Here is a 15,662-nt window from a genome sequence, read left to right as displayed (position 1 = left end):
AGCGGAAAGTCCGAAGCCTTTCTGCTGTATTTTAATTTTGCTCATTTCATCATCTGGCATCATTAAATAAACAGATTTACATCTGAATTTTCTGCATCTCCAAGATAGGAGGCCACTCCTGCAAAATCGACTCCGTCAATGATCTCTTCTTTTCTGATGCCCATAACATCCATGGACATGGTGCATGCCACCAGCTTCACACCATTTTTCACAGCCTGCTTCATCAGATTTTCAAGAGTCTCTACATTTTTCTCTCTCATAACCCGCTTCATCATTTTGGTGCCCATACCGCCCATATTCATTTTGGAAAGCTTTAACTTGCTGCTTCCTCTCGGCATCATGGCTCCAAACATCTTCTCAACAAAAGATTTCTTTATTTTCTGCTTCTCAGGCTTTCTCAAAATGTTCAGTCCCCAGAATGTAAAGAACATGGTGACCGGTCTGCCCATAGCTGCCGCTCCGTTGGCAATGATAAAGGACGCCAGCGCCTTATCCATATCTCCGCTGAAAATGACCATAGTTTTCCCCTGTCCTGTGTTTTGTTCAGCTGAAGCTGCGGACAGATGCCCGTCTTTCGTTCCTTTCTGAACATAAACGATGTTCTGATTTCCTTCTCTCTGCCTGCGTACAAAAGTATTGCCTGTTCTTTGGCACCAGGATTCAATATCTCTCGGAAATCCCATGTCTGTCGCAGACACTTTCACCATTTCTCCCTCTTCCATCGACTGCAATGTCTCATGTACCTTCATGATCGGTCCCGGACATTGGAGACCGCAGCAGTCAACGATCCTTACTTCCTTTTCTTCTGCAGATGCTGCTTTAACGCTCTTTTCTTCCTGCAGAACAGAAGTCATCCTGTCCCTGTAGTGCATTGACTGATAAAAACTTGTTCCTCCTTCTAAAACCTTCACTTCCAAGAAACCATTCTGCATAAGAACCCTGGCTGCATTATAAGAACGGACGCCGACAGCGCAGTAAACCACAGTCAAGCGGTCCTTGGGCAGCTCATCTATTCTTTGCCTGAGCTGGCCCAGAGGGATATGCACAGAACCCGGTATATGGAATACCATACGTTCCATGTCCTCCGTCACATCCAAAATGGTCATCTTCTGCTGCCACTCTTCTTCCTTTGTGACCGCATCCAATTCTTCGCATCTCATAAAAGAAACCATCTTCTCCAAAACATTTTCCGCAGTAAAGCCAAGCATATTTACCGGATCCTTCGCCGAAGAATACGGCGGGGCATAAGCAAGTTCCAGTTCTTCCAGATCATAAATGGTATCTCCTGAACGCATGGCAGCAGCCAGCACATCCATCCTCTTATCCACACCTTCCTGGCCGACTGCCTGAGCGCCCAGGATTCTGCCTTCCAAATCAAACAGAAGCTTTAATGTGATAGGGACTGCTCCCGGATAATACCCGGCATGGGATTTCTGATTGATCAGCACAGTCTCAAAATCTTTCCCCCGTTTTTTGCCCATACTCACCAGAGTTTTTTCATTGACTCCTGCCGCCGCTGCTGTCAGATCAAATACCTGTGCTGCTGATGTTCCAAGAGTACCCTTATATGTCTTCTTTCCGCCTGCAATATTATCCGCACAGATTCTGCCCTGCTTGTTGGCCGGTCCGGCCAGGGGGATCATGGCAGGTTCTTTCAGTATATAATTCTCTACTTCGATCACATCTCCCACAGCAAATATATTGTCCACTGAGGTTCTCAGCATTTCGTCTACCAAAATACCGCCCTTTTTATTGAGCTTCAGTCCTGCTTCCCCCGCAAGTTCACTGTTAGGACGGACTCCAATAGAAAGCAGCACCATATCCGCCTGCAGTTCTTTTCCGCTGTTCAGGGAAATATACGTTTTCTCATCTCTGTTATGAAAAGCTGAAACACCATCACCCAATATCAGTTCAACACCGTTGGTTTCTATATTTTCATGAAGCAGCTGGGCCATTTCAAAATCTAAAGGCGCCATAACCTGATCCTGCATTTCTATAATACGAACCTGGATTCCGAGTTTCTGCAGGTTCTCTGCCATTTCAATCCCGATAAATCCGCCTCCGATCACAGCGGCTGTCTTTGGTTTTTTTACTTTAATCGCCTGTTTTATCCTGTCCGTATCCGGAACTGTCCACAAAGTATAAATATTCGGCCCGTCAATGCCCGGAATCGGAGGTACCACAGGAGATGAACCTGAAGCAATCACCAGGAAATCATATTCCTCCTCATACTCTCTGCCTGTTTTCCGGTCTTTTATTGTGACAGTCTGCTGATCCGCATTAATTTTCACAGCTTCATTCTGAACCCTGACATCCACACCAAACTTCTTTTTCATGGCCTCCGGTGTCTGTAAAAGCAGTGACTCCCGGCTTTTGATCACGTCCCCTACATGATAAGGAAGCCCGCAGTTGGCATAGGATATGTATTCCCCACGCTCCAGAAGAACAATTTCCATACTCTCATCTTTTCTCCTAAGACGGGCAGCTGCCGTTGCTCCCCCTGCAACCCCGCCGATAATGACTGTTTTTTTATTCATAGTGTCTCACCTCATATAATTTTATTTTATCTGAACTCATCATAGCTGAAAAACAGCCGCTGCTCCGTGACCTTATCACACTTCGTATGAAAGGCAGCTCTCATTTTATGTCAGATTCCGGCGAACATCTGCGGACATCCGGCATAACGTAATATTACAAGAAATATAAAGGAGAATTTTATGATTCAAAATATAGATGTTAAAGCCTCCAAGCCGGTATCACGTCCCTTTTTGATCTACAACGGAACCGACCTGACGGGTACGGCTGCAGGTGATGCAGAAGTCAGAAGCTACTGTGCACTTCCGGGTACTTCAGAATCCAGATACCACTTGGACAGACCCGATCATAACCAGATCTTTCAGTTCCGTTTGACACAAAACGGAGTTACACAATATACTTACTGTCTCGATAAATTTGCCGACGGTCCATATAATGATGTTCCTTATGAAAGCGCACCGTTTGAAACAATCTTTCCGTCCGCTGCAGAAAAACAAAAACAAATGCTTGCATGGATACTGGCAAACACTTTTCCTACAGTCAGTTCCGGCCAAACCTTCCAGCTTACCGGGACCGATGCAGCTTCCGCCCCACCCCTTGACGACAATGATGCCTACGCCGTTGTTCAAATTGCAATCTGGGTTCTTTTAGGCCAGATCGCCCCTGAGGAAGTAAATTTCCTGGACTGTACAACAGATGAGCAGCATCCAAAATCAGCACGGCTCCGCCAGGCTATACTCAGCCTTCTGTCAATGGCCGGCAGCTTTGCTGACTCTGTTTCTTCATCCACATCTACTCCTGTTGTAAACCCATCATGCTGCGGCAGCAAATCACCTGTCGACTGCTGCAATAAAGGAGAAGTCCCCGGCGGAGCAAACGAACCTTATCTTGTTTTTGCCGGGTGTCCGGATGAACTCCGCAGTGTATGCGGCCGCCCCTTAGTCGGCCCTTTTGTGCTGCAGTCCAACTTTTCCGGCAAACCTAATATAACCATTGAACCTTTCTGTGTATGCCAGGATGGATTTTCAGCTTCTTTTATGGATTTCTGCGGCAACAGTATAGAAGCGCCTTCCATCGGCCAGGAATTTTATATTTCCTTCCGCACTGCACGCAGTTACACTTGTTTTACCCTGACTGCCACTTATGAGGGAACTGTTACCAGAGTCATCACAATGCGGCCTACAAGCACTGAATTAAACTATCAGCCGATTGGCTCAGCCCTTCAGGATCAGAGAATAACTGTAACTGCTTCTATCTGCCTGTGTGCAGCCACACCTGAAAAAACAGAAAAGACATCCTGCGGTCAGACTGGAATCAATATTAATAATAATAATAACAACAACAGCAATAATATAAGCCACAGCGGAGGAGGATACCCGCCGCCTAATTTTGGATTATGCTGTCCCCCTTACTATTACCCGCCGTATTATCCCGGAATTCCTTATCCGCCGGGACTGCCTTACCCTCCGGAGCCTCCTTACCCGCCAAAACCGCCTTATCCTCCAGTACCTCCCTGCCCTCCAAAACCACCTTGTCCTCCGAAGCCGCCGTGTCCTCCAAAACCGCCTTGCCCTCCAAAGCCACCCTGCCCTCCAAAACCGGATTGCTGCTGCCCAGAAAAGCCCGACTGTCCAGAAAAAACTTCCAACCATCACGGTCTATTCGATTTTTAATGAATAGATTATAATATAAGGATATAAGAAAAACCCATAGCTTGGCCTTTAATGCCATGCTATGGGTTTCAAAGATTTATGGTCTGAAGTTTTGTTGATTTTTCTTATTGTTATTCGTGTCTGAAGTCATAGACGTCTTTATTGATATCCAAAATTTTTTCATTAATCTTTATCATAGAATCAGACATCCATTTCATATAAACGTCTTTACAGTGGTACTCAAAGTAAATATTCTTTCGCGTGTTTGACTGTTTATTTATGATCTCAACAATCACTGAAAAATCAGCTGTAGCATTATCTTGTCCATGATAAGCATTCGCAATGTGCCTGCCATCAGGAGATTTTACACTACGCAACAATTCCCCTTGTGGAACAGCCTGGGTATCCAGCGTAAAATGATATACCGCCCACCCTAAAAGAAATACTGCCAGTATAGAATATATCCATTTCTTATTTATCATTTGTTTCATACTCTCAATACTCCTCTAAAACCTCTAACTCACGGCTGAACCCTTTTCTTTTACAGTACTTAATCAAGGTAACTTCTCCTTTTAAATCAGGATCATTTTTGTCAAAACCTTTTATCTTAATATTTTTATCAGCTCCATGCTCTAAATAATATCTTAGAAGTTTTTCTTTTGGTACTTTAATATAACCGCCTTTATCATAAAGAATATAAAACAATATATTTGCCCCATGCTTATCCTGATAATTAACATCGGCTCCATATTTCATGAGCAGTTCTGACATTTTAAAAACATCTTCTGATTTAGGAAGCGTAGACGCCAGTTCCAATGGAGACCGCTCTACTGAATCAACAATTTGATTTTAATTCTGCCCTTTCTCCAAATGCTCCTTTACTCTGTCATAGTCACAGATCATAATGTCGTATACCAATGTGTGCTCCCTGCCCTCGTAACCAATCATAACATCACTTGCCTGGTCGTTATCTAAATAATCATCATAATTCTTCTGTAAATCTAGGTACATGAAAACACCTAGCCCAACCAGCACAGCCAGAATTATAAATACAAAGAGTAATAGTTTTTTCCATTTCTTTTTTTCTCTCATATGTATCTCCCCTACTCCGCCAAGTTCATAGAATAATTCCTGCCATGTTTTTCATTAGGAATTTTTTCTCTTTGAGATTTATGTATTCTTGTTCTTCCTCTTCTCCACAATATAATTTATAACTATACTTACCATTATAGATATTACCAGAATAACATTTAAAACTCCACCAATTAATTCAGGAAAGAATTCATTGAGTATTAAGAGGCCAATCCCCAAGAAAAACAAAATATACTTCATTTCTATCCCTTACCTCCAAACTGCTTCTAAAAATACGTCATTTTATGAATGACTTTTATCATATAATACAGCGTTTACTTCAAAATATACGTTCTTCCGGACTTCCGGTATATCCCCATAACTATATCCAATATATTAAAAAGAACGCCCTCCAATACAGATTGTAAATAGAATAAGCATATCAAAGAGAAGATCTCTATCAAACTTTACTAAATGAGTATTGTAAAATTTTAAAAAATAAAACATCTATTTTTCTGAACTTATGTTTCTGAATGTGAGTATGATGGTCTTCAGAGAAAAACTGGATATCCTGAGATCAGCCAGGCAGAAAACCCACTGCAGATGAGATCAAAAACCACCGCATCCATAGCAGCAAGCCGTCTCTGTATTGCCGCTGATGTCCGTTACCATCTGCCCTGGATGATTCGTTTCCCTTATTTCATTCTCCTATATTTTTAGGTTTCTTTCATCTCTATATTTATCTTTTTGTATTTATCTTTTATATAATTCATCATTTTCTCCTGTGTTTTACATTCGAATATAGATTTTTTATTTCTTTTATCAATACAATAATATTTCTGTTTACCTTTTTCATAAACGATGATAAATGTTCTATTACTATAATATTTTTGAATATTTCCTTCGACTATAATTACACCATCTTTATATTTACTTTCTGAATTTCCAGCATCGTAATAATATAATTGCCAGTCTTCTGAACTAAACGCTACTAATCTATATCCATCATTTAAATTATAGCAAGGATCCCTTCCTGTATCATCTGTTACTAAAACATAAAAAACCATGGCACCTAAAGCCAAAATAATTAAGAAAAACAATAGAACTATTATTTTTACTATTTTTTTCATATAATCCTTTCCTTACTCTAAATTAGAAATAGTTTATCCCTAATCTATTATTCATAGCCTTATATCAAAAATTAATTAATTTTGACATAAGGCTATTTTAATAATCACTATTTATGATAAAACTTTGTAGAAACCTTCCATCCTCCAGATTCTACTCAAGAGTATCCTGTAATGCATAACGTTTCACACTATGCAGACTACGTCTGTCAAAGTATAATACCGTTCATTCAGATAAAAAAGTCCTGTCAGATCATTATCTGAAAAGTTGTGAAATTAGAAGACATTAATTTCAAACCCATTTATGAAAAATACAAATATGCAATGTATTTAGGGACCCTGGGCAATCTAAATTGTAAAATAATAACATTCTCTTGAATAGTTATTTTTTTCTATTTTGTATTAGATTAATAATCGCCAATATCATTAATGTGGTAATTAAAATATCGTTTATAACTCCTCCTCCAAATTCAGGAAATAAGTGATTCATTATAAACATTAAAATTCCTAAAAAAAATAAAAGAATACTCATTCAAATTTCCTTTTTTACAAATATGTGTATTTGTTTCAACAGCTAAACTAATTTTTTCGAAAAATTTACTGTAATACTAGTCTGACAAAATACTATCATATGATTTTCAACGAATTTTAAATATAGAATAAGTAGGTTTCTTATCTGAACGGTATAATAATATATCATCGATAAGCTGCTTAGCCTCAGAGAAATCCTTTGGCAGATCCATCTTTCTTGTCCAGTTTTCAAATCATAAATTACTAAAATAAGTTTGTTTTTTTTAATATTTACTTTATGGTAAACAATTTTTTCTCCATTATAAACAGGATGAAACAGAGTTACACTGGCATCATATTTTTTTACATCTTTCCTATTTTCTTTATATAAATACAATTTGGACGGTGCAGCACCCTCAAATACCCACTTACCTTGGTAACAAGCATAGTATAGCTTCCCTTTGATTCTCATCACTCCTTGATAATAGACTATATCATCAGATTTCAGAAACTTTTTTGACCATTTTTGACCCCTCACCAGTTTTTTTTCAGATGTCTGCAAATCAATTTTATATATTGTAGTGGAATCAACATAATAAAAATTACCCTTATAAAATTCTCTTAACTCTACTTCTTTGGCTAATAACTGAAAGTTTTTTGTATCGAAATCAAACTTAACCATCACATTATTGCCTATCATCAAATACAGATTATTTTTATATATTTTTATTCCATTGACTGTACCTTGGATATTTGTATTCTTTGTAAATTCCAAAAGCTTTTGTTTAGAAACAAGCTGCTATACTTTTAAAGCTTAATATTTTCATTCTCATTAACAAGAATGGATTTTGCTTTAATTCTTATTAAAAAACAATCTTTAATCTCGATTTCCACATTATAACCTTTTGATTCTTTTCTATGAATAAATTTTGATTTTGACATTTCGTTAACTGTTATTATAATTTTTTGTTCATTTTCTAAACAACAATGACTATTTCTAAGTATCCGAATCTTTTTAATTCCACAGATTTCAAACTTCCTTTTATTCTCCTTCAAACTTATTTCTATTTTTCCATTAAATAAATTGTAATGAAAATAAGCAATGGTTCCAGAAAATACTCTTGGATTGTTTATTTTTTTTTGCATATTTTATTACCTCTTACCATTAATTCCTCACCATTTATTAACAGATTCCAAGCAACTATTTTACAAAATAACTCATTATCAAACTCAATTTCAATACTTAACTGTTCCTTGTCAGTTATAGAATTAATTTCAAAAGAGTATAATATCCAAACCCATTTCTTGTAATCAATACTCAGGCTACATTCATCATTATTACATTGGATTTCCACTCAATTGTCTTCATGAAATTGGTTCAACGGAGAGCTTTTCCAAACAATTTCTTCAATTTCACTTATTTCAACACATTTATTCTCTCCAGTTTCTGTTGACAACAAGGTAAAACTCAATTTACAATTCATCATACTATAATTAATACATGTTATATAATAATCAAAATCGCTTAATTCACAATAATCCATTAATACCTCACTTATTTATTAGATTTATTATATAGCATCTACTAACTGAATATAACAAATCAAGTAAATGCTATATAATAAAAAATTATAGTTATGATATATTTATTTTATTTTTTTTACTAATTTTATCATCTTCACTAAATTAGTAAATGTTATTTTGATATGTGTTGTTGCACGATTATTTGAATACTTCCCAGAGATATTCATTGCACCTCTTGTTATATGGCTAATTCGCATATAATTTTTTCTTCCTCCTCCGCTACTCATAACTCTCATGGTATATTTTCTAAATTTTAGAACCCATCCTTTTCCACTTTTAGCTTGTGATAATGATGCCCTTGCATATTTAGCAAAAGTCTTAGCAACACCTCTATTAATAATTACTGCTGCTTTACCGCCACTAGCATATAAAGATGTAATCGCCCCACCAACATAATTACCTACAGCTCCTCCTAAAATCGTTGTAATTCCGGTTCCAAGGCGTATAAACCACTTACGCTTTTTCCCTTTTAGGTGCATTCTATCTGCAATTTTAGGTAAAATCAATTTTCCTACGCCAAAACCAATTAGGCCTCCTACAATAATTCCCACTGGACCATGCCCGCTTGGATCAACATAGTTTATTGGGTTATTTGCACAATATACGTACAAATGATTGGTATCCGGCTCATTCACTTCCCCACGGTAAGTATCCTCAGATAAAAACCTTCCATCCTCTGGATTATAATACCGTGCATTCAGATAATAAAGCCCCGTCACCTCATCATATCGCCCGCCAGTATAACAAGTCTCGTTTTCAGATGTGTTCTCTCCAACCCTGGTTGTCTCTCCAAAGTCTTCATAACGGTAAGAGACATCAGCTGTACCATCAGCTTTTAAAAGATTCGTAGTACTTCCCTGCACATCTTTGTTATACACATAATATGCGGTATGATCGCCTGAATACCTTTGAGTTCCTATGATGTTTCCATCCGTTCCCAAAAGATCCTGAGAGATCTGTTCTCCTTCTGCATCAGTCGTATAGGAAACCATACCATCCTGATAATAGTAGTTGGTCGTCTGATCTCCTTCCACTCTCTGGATCCTCTGCCCATCTCCATTATAACGGTTCTGCTGTATCACAGCATTTTTTCCATCTTTGTTCACTGAAACTTCAGTCAGTCGGTTTTCCGCATCATAGCTGCGATATAGGATCTCTCCGGTTTTTCCATTAGTCTGCCCAATCTCGTTACCGTTCTTATCATAAGCATACTGCCTATTTTCCTGTGCTGTGCCATCTTTCCAAATCGTAGAAGTTGTCACCTGATCCAGGCCATTATAGTCATAGGTTGTCTTCGTATCCCCTTTGTCCTCAACCAGACGGTTTCCAACCTTGTCATAGGTATAGGACACGGTCTGTTTGCTGTCGTCTTTTCTGTGATCCGTTGTAACCGTCTTTACAAGTCTTCCCAATGCATCATAAGTATAATGTTTCGTCTCATTGACCTTTTCCTCATCCTTCTCTGGATAATTATTGATCTGTATTTTCTCAACAATATTAGAATTCTTATCATAAGAGTATGCATAAGACTCCATCACTATTTCCGGATGTTCCAGATCTGTGTAGACCATCTTTGCAACACGGTCAAAGGAATCGTAATTATAGGTCTTTTTGACTGCCTTATCCCCATCTGATAAGAGGTTTCTGTAATCCTTGATCTCGGTTATTTTTCCATAGTGGTCATAAGTATAGGCCCGGACAGTTGCTTCTTTCACGTTGCTTTCCTTATACACATCCGCTTTGATTACGGACAGCCAGCCGTCACTGGTATAATGATAGGAAAGGCTTCTCACCCCATCCTTTTTCGTCGGATAGGTAACTTTCGTAAGCTTTCCTTCTGCGTCATACGTATATTTGACCGCATGGCTCCTGATCTCATCCGCTGTTGGCTTTTCTGCCTGGCTCAGTTCTGCATAGGCTGTTTTTCTCTGCAGCCCGTCATACTCACACTCTGTATAGCGGTAGGCCGTTTCCGTATTGCCGCTGACTTGATAATCCACCATTTCGATGAGCTGGTCATTGCCATCATAACGATACGCTGTCTTCAAGGATCTGCTGCCTGTCTCGCTTCCTGCTTCCGGAGCCTCATAGGTGTTGGTCTCGGTCAAACGGTTTTTCTTATCATAATGATATGTCTTGTAAGCCCCATTTTCATAAGTTTCTTTTGTCTTATTACCGTTTGTATCATAGGTAAACTTGGTAGAAATACTCTCGCCCAGGTTTCCTTTGCTTGTCGTGGTTTCTGTAAGCCCGGCTGCATTGGTTACCTCGATGTTCTCATGGCCCATGGCGTCTGTGATGCTTGTTGTGTTTACCCCGTCAGCTCCCATTGTATAGGAGATGGAAGTACTGTTGTCCCCCTGAGATACTTTGGTCACCCGGTTCTGGTCATCATATGTATATGATATAGTATTGCCGTTTCCGTCTGTCTTGGCTGTCTCATTTCCTTTATCATCATAGGCTGTCTGATTTACTATGGATGTGTCCGGATCAATGGCGGCACCATCATCTGAAATCACAGGATTCTGTACCGTATGGGTTTGCTTTCCGTTGCTGTCGTACAGATTTAAAGTGATCTTTCCTTTTACATCTGCTCCGGATTTTGTTCCGAGAACAATAGTGGCAGTCTCTTTTCCGTCTTCTGTATAAACATGGTCTGTATAGATACCGCTGCTTTTCTCCCGGACCGTATTTCCGGAAGCATCTGTATACGCCTCACTTTGTACCTTTCCGTTTACAGTTGTCGTAACCACTGTAAGGTTCTGATAACTTTTCATTCCTGAGAGCGTATGAATTTCCTGATCTGCATATCCATAGTCTGTTTTTGTAGTTTTTGTGATACCATCTTTTGAAACTTCTGTGGCTTCTTTTACACGGTTTAACACATCATAGCTGTATGAAGTGGTAACTCCTGTATCTGAGACTTCTGACAACAGAGTACCGTTGGCATCATATTTCTTTTCCTCTGTCTTTGTGACGTCTCCCAGCTGTTTTTGTACTTTTATCTGCCGTCCAAGGAAATCATAGGTTGTAGAAGTTGTTTCTGTTGTGTTCTCATCCTGGCTTTTGATCTCTCTTCCCATAGCATCAAGGACTGTAGTGGATGCTTCCTGTACATTTCCCTGGGTGACAGTGCTGTCTTCCGTAATAATATGGTCCGTCTCATTATAGTCCGTCTCTTCCTTGGATGTAAGTTCGCCCTCTTCATAGTTTTCTTCTAATGTGACATCCCCGTCCTCATCATATTCACAGATGGTCTCCGTCTCTGCAACAGAATCCGTTTCTTTAATCGTATTTCCGCTTTTGTCGTAGGAATATGAAACATTAGAGACCGTTTTGTCTCCCTGCTTTGTAACCTCTGTTTTTGGAAGATTCGCTTCTGCCCCGGTTCCATATGTAGTCTGCGTTACCTGTCCAGTCTCATCCTTCTCCATCGTTACATTTTCATTGGCGTCGTACTGAGTCTTTGTAGTCACTTCCTTTGATGTAAAATTCACCTTGCCTGAATCTGTAACTGTCTGATAGTATACCTTTGCTGTGGTTCCCGTGCAGAGCAAATCATTGGACGTATCCTCATACTGATAAGAGGTTTTATTGCCTGCGGCATTGACGGAGGTCAGAACCTTTCCATTTGTCTTGTCATATGTAATGGAATCTTCTGATATTTTTTCATCTCCGGATTTATGGAAAGAAACAGTCGTTTTCCCATCCACATAGACAAGCTTCTGATATTCGCCGTTCGGTTTCTTTACCTTCACTGCCCGGTTGCTGTCATATGTAATTTCATATGAATTTCCCCTGGCATCCTTAATGTCATTTAAAAAGCCTTTTTCATCATATCCATATTCATATGATACAGATTCACTTCCATCGGAACTGCTGTGTACGGCTTTGGTTAAATTACTTCCGGAATAAGTGTACTCCATCTTGGTCCCGTCCGGCAGGACAATTTCTTTTAACAGGTCTGCTTTTTCTCCCTCACCGTCATAGTACTTCATGGTAAGTGTCTTGATTTTATCTGATGTAACAGTTTTAAGGCGCCCTTTGCTGTCATATTCATAGAGGATAAAGTTGTCATTTGGCTCTTTTACAGCAGTCAGCTGCCCATTGCTGTTAAATTGATATATAGTGTTATCCTTAGTCGTAATGGTACATGCATAAGAAATATTTTTTGTTACAGTCTTTTGTTCTGTCTGGCCTCCAGATGTGTCAGAAGATACGTTATGGCTGGCCTCAAAACTGACCTTTTTAGACGGCCCCTTTCCAAATACCCCGACAACGTTTCCTGCTGTTTGTTCCACATATTGTTTTACAGCCGGATTGCTGTCTGAACTATAAGAACTTCTCGTCTTTGGAGTTTCTTCATCAAAACTCAGCTTATAGTCCTTTGATTCCTTAGAAACATAAGAATCACCCTGTTTTTCAAATGTAACATAAGTACCATCACTGTCCTGGAAAATCAGGTTCTCTCCCACCTGGTATATTTCTTTGTGAAAGCTGTCATACCAACCGTTTCCAAGCATACCCCCTTTGTCAGACTGACTGTTATAAGTTCTGCTAAGTCCCATGCTGAGCTGTCCCGCAGGAATTGTAAAGTCTTCTGTCTGATAGGTCAGGTTGCCTCCTGCTTTGTCCACAGTTCCATTCCCGTTCGGAGTACCAAATTCCATGGTTTCTCTGTAATCTTTACAACCCAGCCACTGCTGATATTCTGATTTGGCATCCTGCTTTCCATGTCCTGCATTCACGTAATCACTTGTGCCGATCACATTTCCTTTTTTGGATAACTTTACAGATCTTACCTTATAGTAATAATCCTTTCCGTCACCGACTCTGGTATCTGCACAATAGGAATCCTTTACTGCTGCTATCACCAGGTTTGAGGCATCCGGCGTAAAATCAGAACTTTCTCCCCGGTATACTTCGTAATAAATACTTCCCGGAAGGCTTGCTTTTTTGTCCCAGGATACAATATTTTTCCCATAGGAACTGCTGATTTTCGCATTTGCCGGCTTATAGTCGGCTGCCTGTGAATTATCAATATAGTAATAGGTTCTTGATGTCTCGGCTGTATAGCCTGCCTTGTCTGTAACCTTCATACTAATCTGATAGGTTCCTGCATCTTTAAAATTAGATGCCGGTATGGAAACCTGGCCGTTCAATGCACTTCCTGCATTGACATAACTTCCATTTCCTACTTTATACTCTACTTTCGACAAATATTTTTCAGTGATATTCCATTTCAGTGCCGGTGTCATGTTCGAGGATGGATTTTCTTCAGATCCTCCCTTTCCGTCTCCTGCATCAATGGTCATACTGTTAATCTTTGGGGCGGTACCATCCACATAGAAAATATATCCTTTTCCTGTCCCCTTGATTCCTCCGTTGTCAACTCCCCGGATGACAAACTTATAGCACCCCTCCGGCCAGTTCTTGCTGTCTGCCACTGATGCACTTCCACTGGCGGCTGTTCCAAGCTTGGTACTTCCTGAATAGGCACGGTAGTTGGCGTTCACTTCCGCATTTTTCGATGGGTCATAGGTTGCAACTCTGTATTCCACCCGGTTCAGGGATTTTGAACTGATCCCTGCCCACTTTGCTGTCAGTGTCTGCCCCTTCTTCATGTACTGCGGTGTCACTGACACAGAAGTCGGTGTTGTCGGCCCGTCATAATAGGTCACACTCATCTTTGGCCGATAGCTCGCATTGGAATAACGGGAACTGTAAAACTGCCCGTATTTTTTTGTTTCATCTGCATTTTTTAGCATCACGCCATAGGACGTAATCGAACCGTTGGCACACTCCCTGGCATACTTGGTAAGATTAATACTCCTTGACTTGTGTGTGGTTCCTGTTGTCTTTACACTTCCATAGTTGGTAGAATATCCGGGACGATTGCTCCATGTGAGTCCGGGCCTTGACCAGTTTGCAGTAACTCTTCTTGCTTCTATAGTCTGTCCGCTGGTACTGTCACCAGTTTCATACATCGTCAGTGTGGCAGAATCCACATACTTATTTTTAATCTTTGCTGTAAAATCTTTAAACCGCAGATAGGTACGGTATGTTCCCTTGCTGGCTTTTCCCGCCATCATGGCCGTTACGCCGGAGTCATAAAAATTGGTGTTTTTATAGCTTCCATTGATCACGTATACATCCCAAAAATCTGCAGATCCTTTCCATGTGACCGTAGGGTCAATAGTGATCGGATATTTTCGGTCTTTGTCTTTTAAATATGCTTCATCCAGTCTCAATGTCAGCTCATACGTATCCTTTTCGCCCTTGATTGGTTCAATATCATAGGACAATTTCTCGCTGTATGCTTCCTCTGTTGCGTCATTCATTGACGGTGCTTCCAGTGAGGCAATGATGTCCTCACTATCTTTATCATAGAAGGTAATGCCGCCGTCACCGATATTTTTCTTGGCAGTCAAGTTTTTGGCATAAAACTTAAATTTAAGTTCATTGCTTTCAGGAATCTCTTTTAATGTAACACTTTCTTTGATCCCTGTATCCAGTGACTGGTATAAGAAAGAACAGCTTTTATCTTCAGATTCATAAGCCACGCTGACCGGCAGCTCTTCCTTTTCATCCTCGGCTGTTAACACCTCTTCCTTTTGCAGTTTTGTTCTCTTTAGATTCTTGATCGAAGAAAATGCATTTGATTCGTCTTCTGCCTTTTTCTCTTCCTTTAAGCTGTCTTCACCCAGCATAGGAGCAAAAGAGATCTCATACTGGTCATGCTCCATTAAAACCGGGGTGGACTCTGTCAGTTTTTTCGGCAGATACTGTTTTTTATCTCCATCTTTATTCTCATACTGATAATCTTTGAGACTATGTCCATGTTCACTTGTTTTATCCTGAATCTTTACTAAACTCGGATCATAATCTTTTAAATTTCCATTCTCATCTTTGTACCGGATATCCTGCCCGTAAAAGACAGATTCCTTCTTTCCGCCGGATAGACGGAATGTTGTAGAGTTTTTTGTACTTTCGCTTTTAATAACTTCCTTGACTTCTTTTGGCTGTGCTGTCTTTGTTTCTGCTGCTTTTATCTGTCTGGAACCGATGATTATGTTGTTCCAAGGAACAGATGTAAAAATTAAAAGAAAGGACAAAACCGCACTAAGTGCCGGCTTTCCTGCTTTTTTTATCATAACTCCTTCTCCTTTTATCCTGCTGTACT

9 protein-coding genes are annotated in these 15,662 nt (G+C 39.7%); 1 reads left to right on the top strand and 8 read right to left on the bottom strand.

Annotated elements, in window-relative coordinates; all coding sequences use genetic code 11:
* Window positions 1–62: 62 nt before the first annotated feature.
* Window positions 63–2,537, bottom strand: a complete 2,475-nt coding sequence (locus KH180_RS00935) for a DsrE/DsrF/DrsH-like family protein (protein WP_290755510.1) — start codon at window positions 2,535–2,537, stop codon at window positions 63–65.
* A gap of 180 nt (window positions 2,538–2,717) precedes the next feature.
* Here KH180_RS00935 and KH180_RS00930 point away from each other — a divergent pair, with 180 nt between their 5' ends.
* Window positions 2,718–4,208, top strand: coding sequence for a thioester domain-containing protein (locus KH180_RS00930; protein ID WP_290755509.1), 1,491 nt, complete (start codon window positions 2,718–2,720; stop codon window positions 4,206–4,208).
* A 110-nt stretch (window positions 4,209–4,318) separates the two neighbouring features.
* Here KH180_RS00930 and KH180_RS00925 read toward each other — a convergent pair whose 3' ends face one another.
* The 7 genes from KH180_RS00925 to KH180_RS00895 form a co-directional block, all read right to left on the bottom strand.
* Complete coding sequence (locus KH180_RS00925; protein ID WP_290755508.1) at window positions 4,319–4,678, bottom strand: DUF5412 family protein; 360 nt, start codon at window positions 4,676–4,678, stop codon at window positions 4,319–4,321.
* Window positions 4,679–4,682: 4 nt separating this feature from the next.
* Window positions 4,683–4,958, bottom strand: coding sequence for a hypothetical protein (locus KH180_RS00920; protein WP_290755506.1), 276 nt, complete (start codon window positions 4,956–4,958; stop codon window positions 4,683–4,685).
* Window positions 4,959–5,036: 78 nt separating this feature from the next.
* Window positions 5,037–5,198, bottom strand: a complete 162-nt coding sequence (locus KH180_RS00915) for a hypothetical protein (RefSeq protein WP_290755504.1) — start codon at window positions 5,196–5,198, stop codon at window positions 5,037–5,039.
* Window positions 5,199–5,974: 776 nt separating this feature from the next.
* A complete protein-coding gene (locus KH180_RS00910; protein WP_290755503.1) occupies window positions 5,975–6,388 on the bottom strand; it encodes a hypothetical protein in 414 nt (137 codons plus the stop codon).
* 571 nt (window positions 6,389–6,959) lie between these two features.
* Window positions 6,960–7,577: a hypothetical protein gene (locus KH180_RS00905; RefSeq protein ID WP_290755501.1), complete on the bottom strand. Its 618-nt coding sequence runs from the start codon at window positions 7,575–7,577 to the stop codon at window positions 6,960–6,962.
* A gap of 125 nt (window positions 7,578–7,702) precedes the next feature.
* Window positions 7,703–8,041 (bottom strand): hypothetical protein, encoded by a 339-nt coding sequence (locus tag KH180_RS00900; protein ID WP_290755499.1) that lies wholly within the window; start codon window positions 8,039–8,041, stop codon window positions 7,703–7,705.
* Window positions 8,042–8,541: 500 nt separating this feature from the next.
* Window positions 8,542–15,633: a DNRLRE domain-containing protein gene (locus tag KH180_RS00895; protein WP_290755497.1), complete on the bottom strand. Its 7,092-nt coding sequence runs from the start codon at window positions 15,631–15,633 to the stop codon at window positions 8,542–8,544.
* Between the last annotated feature and the right edge of the window lie 29 nt (window positions 15,634–15,662).

The sequence above is a fragment of the Anaerostipes sp. genome (assembly GCF_018381315.1).
In the GTDB taxonomy this organism is placed as follows: domain Bacteria; phylum Bacillota; class Clostridia; order Lachnospirales; family Lachnospiraceae; genus Anaerostipes.
The sequence above is the reverse complement of the archived record's forward strand: the minus strand, read 5'-3'. Positions and strand labels throughout refer to the sequence as shown.